Genomic DNA, 20386 nt, shown 5'->3' with positions numbered 1-20386 from the left:
CTTTTTATCCACTTGGACAGAGTCGACAGTCCATGGCGGAATCAGTCCAAGGATCGCTTGATAGAGTGCTGTATCTTTCATCTGATTCAGGGCTCAAGTGCAGAGTGTTTCCTTATTGTCCAATTAATCGGAAAACTTGAAAAGAAACACTTTCCACCACATCCGGAGAAGAGCCATGAATAAACAGTCTTAGAGGGAGGGAAAAGATCATGACCAAAAGTCCGTTTATGGCAAGCCTTCAGCACGAGATTAGGCGACGAGGCTATGCGATTAGAACCGAGAAAAGTTACTTGTACTGGGTTCGTCGATTTATCCTTTTCCATCACAAGCAACACCCTACAGAGCTCAGTGACGAGGATGTAAAAACGTTTCTGTCTTATTTGGCGAATGCGCAGCAAGTTTCACCAAACACACAAAAGGTTGCCCTCAATGCATTAGCCTTTCTTTACAACCAGTTTTTAGACCAACCGCTAGGTAAGATTGCGTTTAATCCGTCCAAAAAATCGCCGCGAATTCCAATTGTGCTCAGTAAAGAAGAAGTTGCCAAAATTTTCACCTACCTTAGCGCAAGAGATAAGCTGATTTGTGGGCTTATGTACGGCAGTGGCCTACGCATCAATGAGTGCTTGAGGTTACGCATTAAGGATTTGCTTTAACACCCACGCTACCGCCCTTTGGTTAGCGGCATCCAAAAGGCCTTACAGGGCAATTTTTTGCGGGCTAGGTTATCAGACGCTGGGCAGTGTGTTTAGGCAAAGGGGTCTAAAATGTTGGCGGGGTCAGAATTTAGAAATTTTTGGGAGTATAAACGCAAAAAAGCCGCTGACTGAGCAGCGGCTTTTCTATATGTGGCGGAGAGATAGGGATTTGAACCCTAGAAGGGCTATTAACCCTTGCCGGTTTTCAAGACCGGTGCTTTCAACCACTCAGCCATCTCTCCGGAACGCGGCGTATATTATTGGCTTAGGCTTCGCTTGTAAAGTAAAAAGCGACGATTTTGGTTTGTTTGGTTAGCTTTCGTGCAATAAAAAAGAGGCCAGCGTTTGGCTGACCTCTTTCGTCTGTTTTCTAAACAGTTTTAGATGTTTTCGACATCAAATTCTACCAATGGGCTCACGTCTGCGTCGTAGTCTACGCCGTCTACGCCAAAGCCAAATAGCTTCAAGAACTCGGCTTTGTATTCGTTGTAGTCGGTTAGCTCGGTGAGATTGTCAGTGGTGATTTGCGGCCACAAGTCGCGACAGTGCTGCTGAATGTCTTCGCGTAGCTCTAGGTCGTCTAAACGCAAGCGACGCTCGCTATCAACGGCAGGCTCGCTGCCATCGGCTTGATAGAGGCGTTGAGTAAACATGCGATGGATTTGCTCCATGCAGCCTTCATGGACCCCTTCTTCGCGCATCTTTTTGAACACCATAGCGATATAAAGCGGCATAACGGGAATAGCCGAGCTCGCTTGGGTCACGACGCTTTTCAATACGGCGACGTTGGCGCTACCGCCTTTGGCGGCAAGCGTCTGGTTTAGCGCGTTGGCGGCACGGTCTAAGTCCATTTTGGCTTTGCCTAGTGCTCCTTCCCAGTAAATTGGCCAAGTGAGCTCTGTGCCAATGTAGCTGTAGGCGACCGTCTTGCAGCCTTCGGCCAATACGCCGGCGTCATTGAGTGCGTTAATCCAAAGTTCCCAGTCTTCACCGCCCATGACAGTGACGGTGTCTTGGATCTCTTGCTCAGTAGCCGGCTCGACGCTTGCTTCGATAAGTTGATCTTTGTTGGTATCGACGGCGGTTGAGGTGTACGTCTCACCGATAGGTTTGAGTGATGAACGTACCAGCTCGCCGCTGTCAGGTAGCTTACGGACTGGCGAGGCCAGTGAGTAAACCACCATGTCGATTTGACCCAAGTCTTGTTTGATCAAATCGATGGTTTTTTGCTTGGCCTCGTGCGAGAAAGCATCGCCGTTCAGGCTTTTTGAATACAGGCCTTCTTGCTTGGCAAACTTGTCGAACGCGGCTGAGTTATACCAGCCTGCGGTGCCTGGCTTTTTCTCGGTGCCTGGCTTTTCGAAGAACACGCCTATGGTTGCTGCGCCGCCACCAAAGGCGGCTGCAATGCGTGAGGACAAGCCATAGCCGCTGGATGCACCCACGACCAACACACGTTTTGGCGCATTGGCAATCGGGCCTTGCGCTTTGGTGTAGTCAATTTGTTCTTTTACGTTCGCTTCACACCCCACTGGATGGGTGGTTGTACAGATAAATCCGCGAATTTTAGGTTTGATGATCATATTCAACGTCCCTCACAAAATTGAGGCTAGGATAAATACTAACGCCTGCCTATGCATCCCCTTTTATGGAAAAAGGGCAAAAATACCCAGTGGTTGGAGGTGTTGCAGGCAAAAATAGTGGGCAAGATCGCAGTGTAAATCGGTTCCATGAGCGAGCCAACAAAAAAGCGTCTGCTCATCACAGACGCTTTTCATTAGCGTAATCACAGCGTTTAAGCGGCTTTATTTGGGTTGGCTTTGTCGATAGCGCCCCCTTGTAACTGGTTTGAGGTAAACCAATCGGCCTCAAAATCATCCACTTGTACGGCGTAAGCACGCAACGCATCGGCCTCAAGCAATTTTTCACGCGCATCGGCGGTAATAATATTTTGCTCTACCGCTTGTTGTGAACGGTCGGCCAGGCTGGCTTTACCATTGATTTTCTTGGCTTTTACTGCCTTGATCAGGGCTTTTTCGGTATCACGACACGCCCACATGGCTGTGAAGGCACGTTCCATTACCGCCACCGGATCGTCGGCTTTTTCCCCAACATAGCAAAGATGCGTCCAACGGTCGCGCTCTGCACTTGGGGTCATTAACTGCTCGGCGATCTGGTTGAGCAGTTTGTCGGACGGCATCGTATAACGCATGCCTAATGGGAACAGTAGCACCCGTAAACTACGACCCACGCCTTTGGCCGGGAAGTTGTTAAAGGCGCCATCAAAGGCTTTGGCACACTGGGCTAAGCAGTATTGCAGCGCATAGTGCACCATTGGCAGATCTTGGCTTGGACGCCCTTCATCTTCATAGCGCTTCAGGGTTGCCGATGCCATATAAAGGTGACTCAGTACATCACCAAGGCGCGCTGAAAGCATTTCGCGGCGTTTTAGCTCACCGCCTAGTGACAACATCGCCACATCGGTGGTTACCGCCAGTGCACGACTCATGCGAGTCAGGTGGCGATAGTATTTGGCCGTTTCACCACTAACCGGTGCACGGTTAGTCAGCGAGCCGGTTAACGCATTCACTAACCCCATGATGCTGTTTTTAGTGGCATGACCAATGTGTTTAAACAGCAGGTTATCAAATGCTTGTGCGCCTTGCTCTTGGTCTGGGTTAGCCGCCGCTTCCATCTCTTTAAGTACATAAGGGTGGCAACGGGTCGCCCCTTGACCAAAGATCATCAGGTTGCGGGTAAGAATGTTCGCCCCTTCCACGGTGATCGCGACAGGAATACCAAAGTAATGGTGGCCAATGTAGTTGAGTGGCCCTAATTGAATGGCACGACCCGCGTGAACATCCATCGAGTCGTTTAAGATGGTGCGCGCGATCTCGGTCATGTGGTATTTAGAAATGGCGGTGATGATCGCCGGTTTCTCACCTTGGTCAAGCGCGGTGGTGGTCAGGGTACGGGTCGATTCAATCAAGTAGTTCAACCCGCCCATGCGACCCAGTGCTTCGGCGACCCCTTCAAAGCGGCCAATATGCATACCAAACTGCTTACGTACATAGCTGTAAGCGCCTGTGGTGCGTGTGGCTAAGTGGCCGACCGCCGTGCCGAGCGCAGGCAGCGAGATCCCACGTCCGGCAGACAGGCATTCCACCAGCATACGCCAGCCTCGACCTACGTAGTCTTTCCCGCCGATGACCCAATCAATCGGAATAAAGACGTCTTCACCACGGGTGGTGCCATTCATGAAGGCCATATTGAGTGGGTTGTGGCGATCGCCAATTTCCACCCCTGGATGGTCTGCCGGGACCAAAGCACAGGTGATGCCGAGATCTTTTTTGTCACCCAACAACCCTTCAGGATCGCCGAGTTTAAAGGCAAGCCCAACGACACTGGCCACGGGGGCTAAGGTGATATAGCGCTTGTTCCAGCTTAAGCGGATCCCGAGAACCTCTTCGCCATTATGCTCACCCATGCAAATAACGCCATGGTCGGGAATGCTCCCTGCATCCGAGCCTGCTTCTGGGCCGGTTAAACCAAAGCAAGGCACTTCACGGCCATCGGCCAAACGTGGCAGCCAGTAATCGCGTTGTTCTTGGGTACCGTAGTGCGTCAGTAGTTCTCCTGGGCCCAGTGAGTTCGGCACCATCACAGTGACCGCCGCGCTTAAACTGCGCGTCGCAATGCGCGATACGATGGTGGAGTTGGCCAGCGCCGAGAACGCCAGGCCACCGTATTCTTTGGGGATGATCAGCGAGAAAAAGCGTTCTTTCTTCAAGTAATCCCACACCTCTTCCGGCAAATCTTTTTGCTCTTGCACGATTTTAAAATCGTCCAGCATGGCCAGTAAGGTATCGAGTTGGTTGTCAATAAAAGCTTGTTCTTCAGCGGTGAGCGTTGGCTTGCCATAGCTGTGCAAGGTTTTCCAATCTGGCGATCCGGAAAAGAGTTCGCCATCCCACCAAACGCTGCCCGCTTCCATCGCTTCACGCTCTGTCGCTGATAAGGGTGGCAGCACCTTTTTGAAGAAAGTAAACGCTTTGTCACTAATCAGTGAACGACGTAATGAAGTTTGAGAGCTCATGATTCAGGTCCTTTTGTTGATCATGGTTGCACTCTTGTTGCTGTTATTGTGCGACCAGAACGGGTTTTACATTGCATTCCACGCATTGTCAGACATCGACAATAACGTGGGCGAATAAATGAGGGCTGGCTCCACGCCTACCACGCCCATACGTTGTTGCGCTAGTCGGCCTGCGATTCCGCCGCAAACGGAAGCACTTGGCCTTGCTGCATCACTGCTGGCTCGGCGTTCATCCCTGCTGCTAAATACGGGATGAGGCGGTCAACGATCGCTTCGGTGTCTAACGTGCGATCAAAATCATTTTCGGCAATATCACGGAGTGCCTCGCTCGATGCCATGGTGAAAATGGCAGCGCCGAGCGTAAAATGGATATGCCAGAAGACGGCTTCGGGGGTGAGTGCCGGGTTGGCTTTGTGCACCGCTTGGTTAAACAAGGATAAAACGTGCTCATAGCGCGTGGTAATAAACCAACGCAAGTGCCCTTGCACATCGGTGTAGCCTCGACCAATTAATTGCATAAAGGTGGCCGCGCCATGAGGCCGGTATTGATCAAGTGCGAGTACCGGCTGTTTGGCACAAGAAAACACTTGGGCCATCGTACATTCACGCTGGCTTAACAACATTTGCAGTTGTTCGCCAAGTGCGGGCATAAATGCCTCGAGATAACGTCCAAGCACCGCGCGCACCAATGATTTTTTATCACCAAAATGGTAATTCACCGAGGCAAGGTTAACCCCTGCTTTGCTGGTGATGGTGCGCAACGATGTTTCTTTAAAGCCATGCTCGGCGAAGAGCTGCTCCGCGGCATCCAGTATTTTCGCTTTGGTGTCGCCTCGTCCTGCCATTATTCATTCACCTGATTTAAACGCTTGTTTAACTTTATACCGACAAGCCTTATTTAACAAGTAAGAAACACCTACGTATCGCATGAGCAACATCACATTATTGAGTGATGACAAGGTGATCAGGCCATTACTGGCGTTCAGCGCCCGTTTGTTGTCACCGTATAATGTTTGGTAAATGATCCGTCTGAGGCAGGAGGGGCAAGATGATATGTAACGTATTGAATATCAGAGACTAAACCAGTAAGCCCGTACGGCCGCAAAAATAAGCGGCGCTTTTTTTATACCAATGTGGGAACCCATTCGCATTTTTGCTAGTCACACCTTGTGCCACTGCTTTTTCTAGAAGACTTTTCTTCTATGCCCACTTGCTCGTTGCTTGTGGGCTTTTTTATGCGCTTACTCCCAAATCTGCGCTCTTTTCGCCCGATTTCGATGATTTAATGTCTATCCACAGTAAAGTGTGTCTGCGTTCGCTAACAGATGTGGTCACCCTATTATGTATTTCACTTTTCTTGTCGCTATGGCGTTGATCATTATGGTCGGCAGTATTTGCGGCGTTGTTGCGATCATTAAAGTGAGTTCCTTGCGTCATGATCTTGAGGCGACCCAACATGCACTGAGGCAGTTGCGTCACAGGCAAGAGACCACGACAAGTTCCAGCGATAACCACACGTCATCAAGCATGCGTTCGAGCAATGAACCTTCAGTAAAGTCATCAACGGAATCGGACGCTTTAGAGGAAAACCGCGAGCATCATACTCTCCAGCCCACAGATGCCCCCCCTCTTCACGACGATAACGCCATGCGTGCCACCAAAGGACATGCGATGGCATGGCTTGAGCGCGCGAAACAGCAATGGCTGGTTTGGAGTGGCGCCGGTATTTTTACCCTCGGTGGACTTTTCTTAATTTCCTACCTGATCAGCGAAGGCTATTTTCCCCCTCTTGCCCGTCTTGGCTTGGGAGCGCTGTTTGGCGTCGGTTTGATTGTAAGCAGTGAGTGGCTGCACGATAAGTTGCGCTGTTATACGCAAATTGATTGGCCGAGCTATGTGCCCGCTGCCATTGCGAGTGCGGGCTTTATCAGCTTGTTTGGCCTGACCTTGATGGCGGCGACGCCCTATCAGTTTATTTCTGATCCTATCGCTGTTGTGATGCTGGCGCTGATCTCGCTCGCTGCGACCTTCTACGGGCTTAGGTTTGGCCCACTACTGACCGTTGTCGGGCTCATCGGTGCGTATGGCGCGCCATTGTTCTCTACCAGTGCCACCCCCAGCTACGGGTTGCTCGCCAGCTATTTTTTACTCGTCGCCGCCGCCATCACCTATGTGGCTCAACGTGTCGAGCGCCGATGGCTGTGGTATAGCTTGTGGGGGATGCATCTTGCTTGGTTATTTGCTTTTGCCCATTTTTCGGCGCCCCTGCTTATCGTCACTGGATTTGCTGTCGGCTCAGTCTACGTGCTGATTGCAGTACCAAGATTGGGTTGGCTGCTTAAACCAACATCTGACGGGCCACTATCTTGGCGTATTCTTGTCGATATTCGATCATGGCACCATCACGCACTCGACACCTGGCTGATGCTTGCCATTATGCTGATTGCATCAATGGCGGCATTTCCATTATCTATCACCGCTGGTATTCCATTGATCGCAGCACTAGTGGGGTGGCTTTACCTCGCTCCCCTATTCTCTGTGCGTTGGGGTGCTTGGCCTGCTCTAGGCTTAATTTGGGCCGCGCTTTGGCTACTGACAAGTGATCTTGATGGCTCTGCACTTGCCCAACATATGGGTTTAAGTATCGGTGTGTTCACCCTGTTATATGGTTTGGCCTTGGGTAAGCGTTCGCCAAAAAGCATTCACTTTATCTGGTTGGCGTGCCTAGCGACACCATTAATGGTGAGCCTAAACTCGGTAGTGACGGATCCGTTTTGGGGTAGGCAACCTCCTCACGCATATAGCACCCTATTATGGTCAGCATGTTTAGCCGGTGGCGCGGCGATATTAGCGGCATTTACTCGTTATTTTAAAGGGACAGACCAGACACAACATTTAGTCCGGTTAAGCCTATGGTGTGGGGTGAATGCACACCTTGCGCTTGCGCTGACCTTACTATTGAGCAATTACGCGCTAACCTTGGCGATCGCCCTTCAAGCCGTGGTGATGCTTTGGCTTACCCATAAATACAGGATTACACTCGCTGATTGGATTATTCAAGCCCTGGTCAGTCTAGTGCTCGCTCGCGCGACCTTATTATTGCTCACAACCAATCACATGACATCGGTGCCCGATACACTGTGGCTTTATCCGTCGCTTAGTCTGTTGATTTATGGCAGTCAGCGTTGGGTACAAAGCCAAACACTGCCCGCTTGGCTCACGGGTGCCCAGTTACAGCTCATCGCACTGTGGCTGACCAGCACGACAATTTGGCTGTGTGATCTTCAGGGCATTAGCGGTGTCATCTATTCCGTCTCAGGCGCTGTGGTAATGAGTATGAACTGGTCATTGTTAGCTTGTGTTTATCTTTATCGCTATCGCCTCGCGCAGACGTTCGCTTTTTTATACCGCTTTAGCGGGATAGCACTGCTGGCATTGAGCATACTCATTCAACTGATCCTCTTTGTCGACCACAATCCCTACTTTGAAGAGGTATCTATTGGTTATTCGCCACTTTCCAGTTTGCTCTGGCCTTGGTGGGGCGTCCCCTTGCTGGTTTGTCTTTGGCTGGGCCGAGAGGGATCCTCATCGAGCCTGGCGTTTAACGCGCGAGTACAACTGCTTACGGGTACCGCTGCGGCATTTTTTGGGTTCTTGCTCGTCAACGGATTAATCCGCCAAGCTTGGCAAGGTGACACCATTGTGCTTTCACTGCCAACATCAAACGCAGAGCTTTACACTTATTCATTGGTTTGGTTAGTAATTGGCAGCCTGACTCTGCTCGGTGGATACTGGCAACAATCGGTACGTGTGCAGCAAGGTGCCATGGCGACTTTGGCGTTAGTGATATTGAAAGTTTTCTTGGTTGATATGGCAAGTTTGGAGGGGCTAATGCGAGCTTTGTCCTTCATTGGCCTCGGGCTATGCTTAGTGGGTCTAGGTGGCTTATTCCAGTGGCTCAAACAACGCCAATGGGCCGTGTAGTGCTACACCAATTACACGCAGGATAAATAATTTATATCTGTTTCAATTTAACGAGATGGCGGCGTTTATTGCCGCCAAGTTTGTGATAAGAATCACGAAATCGTCGCCCATTGACAAGATTTGGCGACTTTTTTAAATCATCAGGAACTTCTTGGTCATCGCCCAGTCCTAATGGGTGCATCGGTAAGAAATGCCTTGTCCCCCTCAGCGATTGAGGTGCATGATTCACCTTTCTTTCCGAACTGCTGCTGCTTTTTCTACTTACTTTAGAGTTTATTTGTCTCTACCTTTATTTTGCCCACCTTGTGTGGGCTTTTTTTATTTTGGTGCAGGGTCATCAGACGTTACCTGGCCATTGGCAATCATTTGATAGGGCGACGCATACCGTAAGGTGAGTCCCAGCTGCGCCAGCGTATGCGAGGCATCAATCCATTTTCCATCGCCAGCACTTGGGTGATACTCAGGTGGCGTTAATCCCATTTCACGTGCAGCCCAGCTGTAATAAACGCTTTTGGATGGATGAAGATCCGCACTCAAATGGAAAACATGTCCCCATTGGCGCTGATGAATCATTGCACTGATTGCAGCCATGACATCGCTACGATGGATAAGGTTAACCGGCTCGCTACCGCCAGACAGCCCTGTACGCCCTGACAACATGGTTGATGGGTGACGTTCACCGCCAATTAAACCTGCCAAGCGCAGCACACTGCCCTGCTCGCCATACACGCGATCAACATGGGCTTCAATGGCTTCATGCGCTTGACCGGATGCCGTTGTCGCGGCGGTCGGTGTTTGTTCTGTGACTTGTCCTTTAAGCTCTCCATACACAGACGTCGTGCTAATAAAGAGCACATGTTCAACGCCTGCTTGTGCCAGATGATCAATAAAGGCGGTCATCGCGTTGCGGTAGGCATCAAAATCGGCATTACGTCGCCCTGCCGCGATATTGATCACCACAATGTCGCAATCAAGCAATGGCTGCGCGTGGTGGTAATCGGGCGCCATGACATCAAAAGGCACCATTGGCGCACCTAGTGACTGGCTCCATGCTTGCGCTGCATCCGATTGGCGCTTGGTCCCCACCACCTGATGCCCTGCCGCTAGCAAGTGCGACGCAAGGGGGGTACCCAACCAACCACAACCACAAATTCCGACTTTCAATCCTGACACAAGCACTCCTTAGGGTTACGTAATTATTTTTCAATGTAATCGGCTTCACACCGCTTTTTGCCCCATTTTTGACCGATTATTTATTTCACGCTGTAAATATATTCCTTCATTGTGTAAGGAAATAACCAAAAGCGTGAATGGTGACAAAGTTTTCATTCTCAGATAGTCATAATAATGTCATTACAAAGCGTGAGAAGATAGACTATTCATCATTAAACGGTGGTCAAAAACCGTGATGATTGACGTACTTAAACACTGCATTTTGTTCGCTCTCAGGGAGCGATAGTTTTTAATTTGGTCTTGAACGTAAGCGGTAACTCAGATGAATACTCTGGAAAAAATACAAAAAAATATTGAAAACTTCAGCAAATCTGAAAGAAAAGTTGCTGAAATTATTGTCGCCTCGCCTCAAACCGCTATCCACTCAAGCATTGCGACGTTAGCGAAAATGGCTGATGTGAGTGAGCCAACGGTGAATCGCTTTTGTCGTCGTTTAGACACCAAAGGATTTCCCGACTTTAAACTGCATTTAGCGCAGAGCTTGGCAAACGGTACGCCTTATGTGAACCGTAACGTTGAAGAGAACGACGGTGCCGATGCTTACACAGCCAAGATTTTCGAGTCAACCATGGCCTGTTTAGATGTGGCGAAGAACAGCATTGATACACACCAAATTAACCGTGCTGTTGATATGTTGACCCAAGCAAAGAAAATTTCTTTCTTTGGTTTGGGTGCGTCAGCGTCTGTTGCCCACGATGCGCAGAACAAGTTTTTCCGTTTTAACATCCCTGTCGTCTGCTTTAACGATATTGTGATGCAACGCATGAGCTGTATTAACTGCAATGACGGCGACGTGGTGGTGATGATCTCACACACAGGCCGGACCAAAAGCCTGGTCGACGTGGCGAACTTGGCCCGAGAAAATGGCGCCACCGTGATTGGTATTACCCAGCGCGATTCACCGCTTGATAAGGTTTGCTCGCACACCATTCAACTCGATGTCCCTGAAGATACCGATGAATACATGCCAATGGCAAGCCGCGTGGTGCAAATGACCGTCATCGACGTCTTGGCTACCGGTTTTACCCTACGCCGCGGCCCCGGCTTTAGAGATAACTTGAAACGTGTCAAAGAAGCTATTCGCGATTCACGTTTTCATAAAGAATCATTGACCTAATCCCGAGGAGTGCATGGCACTCCTTTTTTGTGTCAGCTCGTTGATATTTTCCGTGCGCTACACTGATGTCAGCGTTTTATTGGTTTATTACTAAGCGGTGATGCTTGCCTTGTAACACGCTTCTTGCGCATCACCCTGTCTACAGGAGTTAATCATGTCTGCAAAATTGAGAAGAACGAAAATTGTCACCACCTTGGGCCCGGCAACGGATAAAGACAGTGTGTTAGAGGCTGTCATTCAGGCGGGTGCCAATGTCGTTCGCCTCAACTTCTCTCACGGCAGTGCAGAAGATCATATTAAGCGTGCCGAACAGGTGCGTGCTATCGCCGCACGACTGGGTCGCCATGTGGGGATTTTAGGCGATTTACAAGGCCCTAAGATTCGCGTATCCACGTTTAAAGACGGCGCTATTGTGCTTGCGGTGGGTGATAAATTTACCCTAGACAGCGATCTTTCTCCGGGAATGGGCGATCAAGACGCTGTGGGGCTGGACTACAAGGCGCTACCGCAAGATGTCACCCATGGCGACATTTTGCTGCTCGACGATGGCCGTGTACAGCTCAAAGTATTGGCCGTTGACGGCACCAAAGTGCATACCGAAGTCACGGTGGGCGGGAAGCTATCAAACAACAAAGGGATCAACAAGAAAGGCGGTGGCCTGTCTGCGCCTGCGTTGACCGAAAAAGATAAACAAGACATTCTCACCGCCGCCAAAATCAAGGTCGACTTTTTGGCTATCTCGTTCCCTCGCAACGGTCAAGACATGCATTATGCCCGCTCATTAGCACGCGAGGCTGGTCTGGATGCACGTTTGGTCGCCAAAGTTGAACGCGCAGAAACCGTGGTGAGCGATGCCAGTATTGATGACATTATCGAAGCGTCTGATGTGGTGATGGTGGCACGTGGCGATCTTGGCGTCGAAATTGGTGACCCTGAGTTAGTAGGGGTACAGAAACAATTGATCCGACGCGCACGCAGTATGAACCGCTTAGTGATCACTGCCACGCAAATGATGGAGTCGATGATCACAGCCCCGATGCCAACCCGTGCAGAAGTGATGGATGTCGCTAACGCCGTGTTAGATGGTACCGACGCGGTAATGCTATCAGCAGAAACCGCAGCAGGACAGTATCCGGTGGAGACGGTACGCGCCATGGCAGAAGTGTGTGTCGGTGCGGAAAAAATGCCGTCGGTGAATGTGTCTAACCATCGCTTGGATCGTCAGTTTGATAGCCAAGAAGAGACGGTGTCGATGGCAACCATGTATGCGGCAAACCATATGAAAGGGATTAAAGCCATGGTGTCGCTGACTGAGTCAGGCCGCACCGCGTTGATGATGTCACGTATTTCATCGGGTAAGCCCATTTTCGCCTTGTCTCGCCATGAACAAACGCTGAATCGTGCAGCATTGTATCGCGGCGTCACCCCCGTGTATTTCGACAGCAACAGTGGTGCCGGTCCGCAAGTGGCCGAGCTTGCCCTGCAGACACTGAAAGCGGGTGGGTTTTTGAATGAAGGCGATCAGGTGATCATGACCCAAGGTGACCAAATGGAAGTGGTTGGCTCAACCAATACGATGCGAGTCTTAACAGTGAAATAGCGAAGGTCCATGAGGGCACGAGCAAAAACAGCAACGCAAAAGGCGATCGCAATCGATCGCCTTTTTTCATGGAGCTTTCCTTTAGGACGACGATTTAGGGCGCCAGTGAGGATTAATATGTGCCATTAACAGGTGATCTTCCCATTGACCATTAATGAGCAGGTAATCCCGTGCTCGTCCTTCTCGTTCAAATCCAACGGCCTCTAACACCTTGGCACTGCGCGCATTGCATGGCATATAAGCGGCATTGACGCGGTGAATATGGATATTATCGAATAACCATTGATTGGTGGTCGCCAATGCGCGGCGCATAATGCCCTGCCCTTGTGCCGCTTGGTCTAACGAGTAACCGACGGTGCAAGAATACGAAGGATACTGCATCATGCTGGTATAAGAGATCACTCCCAATACCGTGGGAGAATCTTGCTTGGCAATTAAAAAATAATATGCCAGCTGATGCTTTTGTAACTCCATCAGCTGTAGCACCCGCCGTTTCCAGCCCTGCTCGGAGTAAAAGCCCGATGTTCGCGCCGGCTCCCAGGGGGCAAGAAAGACACGATTGCGCTGAAAGTATTGCACAACTCGCATGACGTCTTCATGGCTGATGGCATCAATGCGCAGTTCATCCACGGATAATCGCGGCAAATCACTCACCGAGGGTTCGTACATAGTCACTGTCTTGGCCCGCGTTATTTCTTACCAATGCCATAGTCGCGCAGTTTATTGGCGATAGCGGTATGCGAGACATCCAGCCGCTTAGCCAGTTTACGCGTGGAAGGGTAGCTTCGGTACAAGTTATGCAATATGCCAGACTCATAACGCTTCATGATTTCGTCCAACGATCCATCAATCGACTCTTCACTCAGAAACTGGGTGTTTTCGATTTCTGGTAACTGCACATCGTCTATCGTCATCACGTCGGCATCGATTTGGGTCATCGCATGCAATAACACATTGCGAAGCTGGCGGATATTACCCGGCCATGCATAGTGGGTCAGGTAGTCTGCAAGGGCGTCATCGATGCTTGGCTTGGATTGGCCCAAATCGGCGGCAAATTGTTTAATAAATAGCTGCGCAAGTGGCATCACATCCGCAGAACGTTCTCTCAGCGGTGGAACCGTCAGCGATAAGACATTAAGGCGATAAAAGAGGTCTTCGCGGAATTGATGCGCGGCCACCAGCTCAGGTAAATTTTTCTGCGTTGAACAAATCACCCGCACATCGACCTGCATTTCACGCTCTTCACCGACCCGACGGAAGGTGCCGTCTTGCATAAAGCGCAGCAGTTTTACCTGCAGGTGACGGCTCATTTCACCGACTTCATATAGGAAGACGGTGCCGCCGTCCGCTTGCTCTAAAATCCCTTTTTTCGCGCTACCGCCCTCTTCTGCGGCGGCCATGCCAAACAGCTCGGTTTCAGCGGCGTTATCAGGCATCGACACGCAGTTCACCAGCAAGAAGGGTTTGTCTGCCCGCAGTGAATGCCGATGGCAAGCGCGCGCAATCATCTCTTTGCCTGTTCCGGTTTCGCCTTGTACCAACAGTGGCGCGTCGAGCATCGCTAATTTTTTAGCTTGGCTCATCAGCTGCTTAAACTTGTTGGATTGGCCAACGAGGTGCTCAAAACCATGGTCGCTAGGCGTGCGGAAAACCGTTTGCGGGGTGTTATTCAGCGCCACTTGTTTCAGTTGGACCACGGCGCTCACGAGCACAGGCTGTTCGCTTTCATCGTTGATATGAACAGGCATCACTTCCATGAGGAAGTCGAGGCCAGCCATCACCACCATCCTACAGCTTTGGCTAGCTTCTTCTTTTTCCAGCCAATGGGCAAACTGAAAGTCAGGAAACACGGTGTTCGCATGCTCGTCGATAAGCTGATGCTCACTGGATCCAATCAGATCTTGTGCCGCTTTATTGGCCATATCGATGTAGCCGTCGAGGTTGATCGAGACCACAGGATCGGTCAGGCTTTCGACCAAAGCACGTAGCTCTTTATGCTCGCGCTCGGCAGGCAAGAACTGGACTTTGCGCACATCGGTGACCCCAGAAATCAGTCGAATTTCAGACATCAACTGACTAAAGGCTTCAAATTCAATTTCAGGGCAGTTCAGATAGATAATCCCGACTTGGTCGATTTCGATCCCGCGTAGATCAATATCGCGGCGAACCAGAATATCAAGCAGTTCGCGGGTCAGTCCGATCCTATCTTCACAACAGACTTTCAGTCTCATAATGGATTCCTGTAACGTGACAGTGATACCCAATACCGGCGCAGAACAAGATGGGATGAGGTGATTAAAACCTGCTCTGATCAAGACGTTACAAAAGCAATCGTCAGTATTTTTTCATGCGCCGGATTAGCTGTCAGGATAAGTTGACACTGAGGCGAAGTTTGAGCGGGTTAGGGTTAACAGTCAAGCCCTGATGCCATTTTTGCCTTGCGACATCACGTTTGTAGCACAGACTTTTGCCGTTTAAACTTTTGATTATATTATAAATAAAAACACAAGGTGACAGAGCGCAATGGGCTACGATGTCACCAAGAGCATGTTACCAAGAGCGTCACCAAGGGCGCCACCAAGAACGTGTCGCCACGCGTGCTACAGGTATTCGCGTCAGTGGGGTGATTCGCCGGGGGTTGGGCTTTTACCCATTAGCCGTTTTACCAGCTCGCGCCGCAACTGTGACAAGCTCGGGGCCGCTTGCCCATGCCAAGGCAGTGGCCGCATCAGGGTCATGGTTTTTAATCCAAGGCGAGCCGTGAGCAAACCAATCCCCAACCCTTGGGCGACGCGGCCAGAAACACGTCCAGCGAGGTTCACTGAAAGGACATCAAAGCCGACATCGGTCATGGCCTCACTCGCGCCGGCAAGCGCCATGTTGGTGAGAACCATTTTAAGTAAACTCAATCGGGCTTTGACCCCAAGTTGAATGCCATACACGTTGGCAATCTTGGTCATTAAATGAAAATTTCGCCACGCAACCAGTAACATATCGGCGGCCGCCAATGGACTAACGGCCACCATTAAGGCCGCCTCTTGCGAGTGTTTCGTCACCAAGGCGCGCGCTGCCTTATCTTGAGCGCTGAGTACCTGTTGCTCATAAAGGCCTAAAATTTCGCTGTCGTTATGGGTTGCCGTGATCGCTTGCTGCCACTGTGTAAAAGCTGGACGTTGTACTTGTCCGGTTTGCTCCGCTAACTGACGACAAAAGTGTTCGCCCTGCCCGACCGCATCACTGGCCAGCAGTTGCTCAGCCTGTTGGCGGACAGCATCGCGTTGCAGCAAACGACGCATCGCGCGCCATTCTTTACCCAGCATCACCAATCCAGTCGTGGCGATGGCGATCAACAAACCTTGCCAGCCAAGGCTAAGCCAATCTTGCGTTAGCCAGCTTTGATACACACTGTCAGCGGATTGCCACAATGCCAGTAGCATGGTTGCCAACATAAGAAATGGCCACACTCGGCGTCGCTTGCGTGACGAGGGGGCGAGCGTTGCATCAAGCGAGGCTTCCCATTCATCACTCGCCGCCGGCGTAAAATCATGGTCCGATTCAAACGTGGTGCCTTGTTGTATCCGGCTATCTAATGCCGTCTGGTCTATCTCGGCATCCTGTGCAAAGGTTTGTTTTGGCTTGTATTGGGTCATGACTACCTCATTTATCGAAATTTGTCGCCAAGCAAATAATCCAAGGCTTTATCCATGCGGATATGTGGCAAGGGGGCATCGAGCGGCGCGGGTTGCGGACGAAACGACGGGAAGTCAAACCCTTGATCCTGCCAGAAGGCATCTTCCGGTAACTGAGCCGGTACCTCTCCCGGGTATAACGTCACTGGGCTGTTATCGGCCAAATGGCCTTTTAACGCGCTTTGGGTGCTGCCTTTTACCGAGACATAGCCCGGTGTGGTTGCTTCAATCGCGGCGACACTTTGACAGCGCATATCAATGCCTTCAAACGCCGCCTGTTGCCACGCTTGATGAACAATTTGTTGCAACAGGCTCACCAAGTTTGGATGTTGCTCGGGGGTCACATGATCGGCTTTGGTGGCGGCAAACAACACTTTATCGATACGGGGCGAAAACAGCCGTTTGAGTAACCCTGACTTGCCGTATTTAAAGCTTTGCATGAGCTGCTCAACGGCGAGGCGCATATCGTGAAACGCAGCGGGCCCAGCGTTCAACGGTTGTAAGGTGTCGACCAAGATGACTTGGCGATCAATTTTGGCAAAGTGTTCGCGGTAGAAATGGGCAACCACATGTTCACAGTAATAGTCGTAGCGCGCTTTGAGTACCCCATAGTTGGAGTCTTTCCCTGCTTTGGCCAAATCCTGTTCATTGCCCGAGCCAACCCAAGGAAAGAACTGCACCACAGGTGCACCAGCCAGTTCCCCGGGAAGCACAAACCGGCCAGGTTGCACCCAATGCAGCCCGCCATGTGCTTTACACTGGTGTAAAAAGGCCGTGTAGTCGGCAGCAATCTCAGCCAGCTTTTTTTCATCTGCAGGTGCAAACGGGTCGAGTGCCGCGGCTTTGGTTGTCCACGTGCCAGCAAGCTCGCCACGACGCCCGGTCAATAATCCCGACTGTTTAGCTGACCATTGCGAGTAGGTTTGACTCAACAAGGGTAAATCGAGCAGCCACTCTCCGGGGTAGTCAATAATATCAACGTACAAGGTCGCCATGTCGTTAATCGCTCTCAGTGCGGCAGACTGGGGCCGATACCGCACGGCTAGGCGTACTTCACTGACATCACGCGTGGGTGACGGCCACACCGGCGGAGTACTATGTAGCGCCTGCATGGCAGAGTCGTAATCAAACGCGGGCAAGTGCATATGTGGGTGTGGCTCTCGACGCGCCCCTAATCCACGTCCCTGCTGCACCAGTTGCATTAACGGCAAATTAGGCTCGGTCCCCAAATGCGTCAGCTGGTTAATGAGTGAGGTAATAAAGGCCGTTTTTCCCGCACGCGAGAGGCCAGTAACCGCAAGACGAACATGACGGTCAGCGCCTCGGCTGGCCCACTGCTTTACGCGCCTTTTCACTGATGGCATAAGTTTTTATGGCTCCTTGATCAGCCAAGCTGCCTACGACAGGCAGCCGCTGTGCATGGTTAAATGCGTGTTCTGATAAGTTGAGGCGGATTATAGCTTTTTAAACGCTTGATCAACGTTAAACGCTGATGATGTCACATAGGCTTCCATCTGAGTGATCTTGTCTTCCATTTGCGTGAACTCGCCGTTGAGATCACGGATCAGTTGGCTGGCTGACTTGCCCGACTGCCATGGCTTTTGTTTCACCTGATGCGCTGGCGCCGCTTGAGCCGGCTCAACCGTTTCGTGTTCTTGCGCCGGTTTTTTATCTAAGATCAGCACGGCAGCGATGTAGGCCACCACCACAAAAAAACCGAAGCCGAGCAAAAACGCGGAGACCGTCAGGATCCGTACTAACCAGGTTTCCATCCCAAAGTGGTTGGCAAGGCCGGCGCACACACCGGCAATGCGGCCGTTGTCTGGATCTCGATATAAGGTTCCCCTCATGCGCGTTGCCTCCATTGTGGCGCTTCAGCATCAAGCAAGCGCTCTAAGTTATCCACACGGGCTTGCAGTTTTTCAGCGCGCTGAGCCAGCTGCTGTAACGTTTCGTAATCTTGCCCACTTAAGCCCTGCTCAACTTGGCGTTTACTGCGGTAATGCAGCAACAGCCATAGCGGGGCGACGAACAGTAAAAATATCGCCAGTGGAAAGCCAAGAAATAGTGATGACATGTCCGCTCCTCGTCGTATTGGTTATGATTGATTATCTTTCATTTTGGCTTTTAAAGACGCCAACTCTTTCTCAATTTCGTCTTGGGCTTGAAGATCCGCGAACTCGTCGTCTAGTCCTTTGCCTTTGCCAACTTGATAACTGTCGGCTTCCGCTTCAAGTTCGTCAATACGGCGCTCGTATTGTTCAAATTTCGCCATTGCTTCGTCCGCACGACCACTGCCGAGGTGACGACGTACATCACGACGATTGCCCGCAGTCTCACGGCGAATGCTCAGCGATTGCTGACGTGCCCGCGTTTCGCTCAGCTTGGTCTCAAGCGCTGCAATTTCACCACTCAGTTTTTCAACGCTTTCCGCAATTAAACTCAGCTCTTCATCGAGTGCGACTTTCACATCATGCGCTTTCTGTTTTTCGATCAATGCAGCGCGCGCGAGATCTTCACGATCTTTTTGCAGCGCTAGCGAGGCTTTTTCCTGCCAGTCTTGAATTTGGCGTTCGATGTTTTCAATCTTACGCGCGACTTCTTTTTTATCTGCCAGCGCTTTCGCTGATGATGTCCGCACCTCTACCAAGGTGTCTTCCATTTCTTGAATGATCAAACGGATCATTTTTTGTGGATCTTCCGCCTTATCGAGCAAGGCGTTGACGTTGGCATTGACGATATCTGCAAAACGAGAAAAGATTCCCATTACTGACTCCTTCTATTTGTTCAAGTTTGTTTAAACCTGCTCACACTTATTCAAACGGTATGCCAACTTTTTATGCACTATTTTTCAATCGGTTAAAAGCAGTTGCGTCGGCCTTCTAAACCGTTCATGATGAATAAAACCACTATTTGGTAAAAATCGCCATGCGAGAACAAGATAACTTACTGGGGGAGTCCGACCGTTTTTTAGCCGTGTTAGACCATGTTAGTCGGCTGGCCCCGCTCAACCGTCCGGTTCTGATTATGGGTGAGCGCGGCACCGGGAAAGAGTTAATCGCGCAGCGTCTTCATTACCTCTCAACCCGTTGGTCACAACCGCTTGTGAGCTTGAACTGTGCGGCGCTAAGCGAGGGGCTGATCGATTCTGAGCTCTTTGGCCATGAGGCCGGTGCTTTTACCAGTGCCAAAGGCCGACATGCGGGCCGATTTGAGCGCGCTGAGGGCGGAACTCTATTCTTGGACGAGATTGCTACCGCGCCTCAGGGCGTTCAGGAAAAGTTACTCCGTGTGATTGAGTATGGCGAATATGAACGTGTTGGCGGCACCACGCCTTTGCGCGCAGATGTTCGGCTGGTGTGCGCCACCAATGAAGATCTACCCGCGCTTGCGCAAGACAACCAATTTCGTCCTGATCTGCTGGACCGGCTCGCCTTCGACGTTATCCATCTTCCCCCGCTTCGCGAGCGCCAGCAGGATATCTTGATCATGGCCGAGCACTTTGCCATGAAAATGGCGGTTGAGCTCGGTTATCCATTATTTGCGGGCTTTTCGCAACCGGCCCAAGCACAATTGCTAACACACTCCTGGCCAGGTAATGTGCGAGAGCTGAAAAATGCAGTTGAGCGGGCGCTCTCTCGCCATAATGATGCCACCACACCCATCGATACGATTTGCCTTGACCCATTTTCACCGCCTTGGCAGCCTCAGCACTCCACACATGCTCCTTCAGCGGTCAAAGGTTCACTGCCAGCCTTTCCTCTTGATCTGCGTGAGTGGCAAACCACACAAGAACGCGATTTGGTCACAGCGGCGTTGTCGCAAGCCAACTATCATCAGAGGAAGGCCGCGCAGTTACTCGGCCTAAGCTACCATCAATTCAGGGGGCTGTTGCGCAAGTATAACGTGGGACAAGATAACTAATCTTGTGGTTGCTCAACCTTTATCGGCACAGGGACAACTCACGGA

16 protein-coding genes and 1 tRNA gene are annotated in these 20386 nt (G+C 50.8%); 5 read left to right on the top strand and 12 right to left on the bottom strand.

Annotated elements, in window-relative coordinates:
- Positions 1 to 209 precede the first annotated feature (209 nt).
- On the top strand, positions 210 to 656 hold the full coding sequence (locus BZG80_RS04315; protein ID WP_077678808.1) for a phage integrase N-terminal SAM-like domain-containing protein: 447 nt from the start codon (positions 210 to 212) through the stop codon (positions 654 to 656).
- 193 nt (positions 657 to 849) lie between these two features.
- Here BZG80_RS04315 and BZG80_RS04310 read toward each other — a convergent pair.
- The 4 genes from BZG80_RS04310 to BZG80_RS04295 form a co-directional block, all read right to left on the bottom strand.
- Positions 850 to 940 (bottom strand) — tRNA-Ser (locus BZG80_RS04310).
- 138 nt (positions 941 to 1078) lie between these two features.
- Positions 1079 to 2281 carry an enoyl-ACP reductase FabV gene (fabV, locus tag BZG80_RS04305; RefSeq protein WP_077575827.1) on the bottom strand — a complete coding sequence of 401 codons (1203 nt, stop codon included), beginning with the start codon at positions 2279 to 2281 and terminating at the stop codon, positions 1079 to 1081.
- Between the two features lie 212 nt (positions 2282 to 2493).
- Entirely contained in the window at positions 2494 to 4794 is a 2301-nt protein-coding gene (locus BZG80_RS04300; RefSeq protein WP_021022368.1) for an acyl-CoA dehydrogenase, read from the bottom strand.
- Between the two features lie 161 nt (positions 4795 to 4955).
- The gene (locus tag BZG80_RS04295) at positions 4956 to 5639 is read right to left on the bottom strand and encodes a TetR/AcrR family transcriptional regulator (protein WP_077460224.1); all 684 of its coding nucleotides are present in this window, start codon (positions 5637 to 5639) and stop codon (positions 4956 to 4958) included.
- A 496-nt stretch (positions 5640 to 6135) separates the two neighbouring features.
- Here BZG80_RS04295 and BZG80_RS04290 point away from each other — a divergent pair, with 496 nt between their 5' ends.
- Positions 6136 to 8778, top strand: a complete 2643-nt coding sequence (locus tag BZG80_RS04290) for a DUF2339 domain-containing protein (protein ID WP_077678807.1) — start codon at positions 6136 to 6138, stop codon at positions 8776 to 8778.
- 318 nt (positions 8779 to 9096) lie between these two features.
- On the opposite strand, the gene BZG80_RS04285 is transcribed toward BZG80_RS04290, so the two are convergent.
- Complete coding sequence (locus tag BZG80_RS04285) at positions 9097 to 9951, bottom strand: SDR family oxidoreductase (RefSeq protein ID WP_158011526.1); 855 nt, start codon at positions 9949 to 9951, stop codon at positions 9097 to 9099.
- Between the two features lie 322 nt (positions 9952 to 10273).
- Between BZG80_RS04285 and BZG80_RS04280 the strand changes: the two genes are divergently transcribed.
- Positions 10274 to 11128: a MurR/RpiR family transcriptional regulator gene (locus BZG80_RS04280; protein ID WP_021022372.1), complete on the top strand. Its 855-nt coding sequence runs from the start codon at positions 10274 to 10276 to the stop codon at positions 11126 to 11128.
- Between the two features lie 154 nt (positions 11129 to 11282).
- Positions 11283 to 12728, top strand: a complete 1446-nt coding sequence (gene pyk / locus BZG80_RS04275) for a pyruvate kinase (RefSeq protein ID WP_077460221.1) — start codon at positions 11283 to 11285, stop codon at positions 12726 to 12728.
- Between the two features lie 81 nt (positions 12729 to 12809).
- On the opposite strand, the gene BZG80_RS04270 is transcribed toward pyk, so the two are convergent.
- The 7 genes from BZG80_RS04270 to pspA all read right to left on the bottom strand — a co-directional run bounded on the left by BZG80_RS04270 (position 12810) and on the right by pspA (position 19184).
- A complete protein-coding gene (locus BZG80_RS04270; RefSeq protein WP_077660961.1) occupies positions 12810 to 13397 on the bottom strand; it encodes a GNAT family N-acetyltransferase in 588 nt (195 codons plus the stop codon).
- A gap of 20 nt (positions 13398 to 13417) precedes the next feature.
- On the bottom strand, positions 13418 to 14959 hold the full coding sequence (gene tyrR / locus BZG80_RS04265; protein WP_077575833.1) for a transcriptional regulator TyrR: 1542 nt from the start codon (positions 14957 to 14959) through the stop codon (positions 13418 to 13420).
- A gap of 384 nt (positions 14960 to 15343) precedes the next feature.
- Entirely contained in the window at positions 15344 to 16378 is a 1035-nt protein-coding gene (locus BZG80_RS04260) for a YcjF family protein (protein ID WP_077678805.1), read from the bottom strand.
- Positions 16379 to 16389: 11 nt separating this feature from the next.
- Positions 16390 to 17781 carry a YcjX family protein gene (locus BZG80_RS04255; RefSeq protein WP_077678804.1) on the bottom strand — a complete coding sequence of 464 codons (1392 nt, stop codon included), beginning with the start codon at positions 17779 to 17781 and terminating at the stop codon, positions 16390 to 16392.
- A gap of 90 nt (positions 17782 to 17871) precedes the next feature.
- Positions 17872 to 18267: an envelope stress response membrane protein PspC gene (gene pspC, locus BZG80_RS04250; protein WP_021022378.1), complete on the bottom strand. Its 396-nt coding sequence runs from the start codon at positions 18265 to 18267 to the stop codon at positions 17872 to 17874.
- Entirely contained in the window at positions 18264 to 18494 is a 231-nt protein-coding gene (pspB, locus tag BZG80_RS04245; RefSeq protein ID WP_021022379.1) for an envelope stress response membrane protein PspB, read from the bottom strand. Before pspB ends, pspC begins: the two co-directional genes overlap by 4 nt.
- A gap of 21 nt (positions 18495 to 18515) precedes the next feature.
- Positions 18516 to 19184: a phage shock protein PspA gene (pspA, locus tag BZG80_RS04240; protein ID WP_021022380.1), complete on the bottom strand. Its 669-nt coding sequence runs from the start codon at positions 19182 to 19184 to the stop codon at positions 18516 to 18518.
- Between the two features lie 161 nt (positions 19185 to 19345).
- On the opposite strand from pspA, the gene pspF reads away from it, so the two are divergent.
- Positions 19346 to 20341 (top strand): phage shock protein operon transcriptional activator, encoded by a 996-nt coding sequence (gene pspF / locus BZG80_RS04235; protein ID WP_077678803.1) that lies wholly within the window; start codon positions 19346 to 19348, stop codon positions 20339 to 20341.
- Positions 20342 to 20386: the final 45 nt, after the last annotated feature.

It is taken from the genome of Salinivibrio sp. MA440, assembly GCF_001996265.1.
GTDB classification, from domain to species: domain Bacteria; phylum Pseudomonadota; class Gammaproteobacteria; order Enterobacterales; family Vibrionaceae; genus Salinivibrio; species Salinivibrio costicola.
The sequence above is the reverse complement of the archived record's forward strand: the minus strand, read 5'-3'. Positions and strand labels throughout refer to the sequence as shown.

What these genes read in the sequence shown, in the direction of transcription:
- BZG80_RS04315 (WP_077678808.1), top strand. Translation starts at nt 210, where the DNA reads ATGACCAAAAGTCCGTTTATGGCAAGCCTTCAGCACGAGATTAGGCGA.
- fabV (WP_077575827.1), bottom strand. Translation starts at nt 2,281, where the DNA reads ATGATCATCAAACCTAAAATTCGCGGATTTATCTGTACAACCACCCAT.
- BZG80_RS04300 (WP_021022368.1), bottom strand. Translation starts at nt 4,794, where the DNA reads ATGAGCTCTCAAACTTCATTACGTCGTTCACTGATTAGTGACAAAGCG.
- BZG80_RS04295 (WP_077460224.1), bottom strand. Translation starts at nt 5,639, where the DNA reads ATGGCAGGACGAGGCGACACCAAAGCGAAAATACTGGATGCCGCGGAG.
- BZG80_RS04290 (WP_077678807.1), top strand. Translation starts at nt 6,136, where the DNA reads ATGTATTTCACTTTTCTTGTCGCTATGGCGTTGATCATTATGGTCGGC.
- BZG80_RS04280 (WP_021022372.1), top strand. Translation starts at nt 10,274, where the DNA reads ATGAATACTCTGGAAAAAATACAAAAAAATATTGAAAACTTCAGCAAA.
- pyk (WP_077460221.1), top strand. Translation starts at nt 11,283, where the DNA reads ATGTCTGCAAAATTGAGAAGAACGAAAATTGTCACCACCTTGGGCCCG.
- BZG80_RS04270 (WP_077660961.1), bottom strand. Translation starts at nt 13,397, where the DNA reads ATGTACGAACCCTCGGTGAGTGATTTGCCGCGATTATCCGTGGATGAA.
- tyrR (WP_077575833.1), bottom strand. Translation starts at nt 14,959, where the DNA reads ATGAGACTGAAAGTCTGTTGTGAAGATAGGATCGGACTGACCCGCGAA.
- BZG80_RS04260 (WP_077678805.1), bottom strand. Translation starts at nt 16,378, where the DNA reads ATGACCCAATACAAGCCAAAACAAACCTTTGCACAGGATGCCGAGATA.
- BZG80_RS04255 (WP_077678804.1), bottom strand. Translation starts at nt 17,781, where the DNA reads ATGCCATCAGTGAAAAGGCGCGTAAAGCAGTGGGCCAGCCGAGGCGCT.
- pspC (WP_021022378.1), bottom strand. Translation starts at nt 18,267, where the DNA reads ATGAGGGGAACCTTATATCGAGATCCAGACAACGGCCGCATTGCCGGT.
- pspB (WP_021022379.1), bottom strand. Translation starts at nt 18,494, where the DNA reads ATGTCATCACTATTTCTTGGCTTTCCACTGGCGATATTTTTACTGTTC.
- pspA (WP_021022380.1), bottom strand. Translation starts at nt 19,184, where the DNA reads ATGGGAATCTTTTCTCGTTTTGCAGATATCGTCAATGCCAACGTCAAC.
- pspF (WP_077678803.1), top strand. Translation starts at nt 19,346, where the DNA reads ATGCGAGAACAAGATAACTTACTGGGGGAGTCCGACCGTTTTTTAGCC.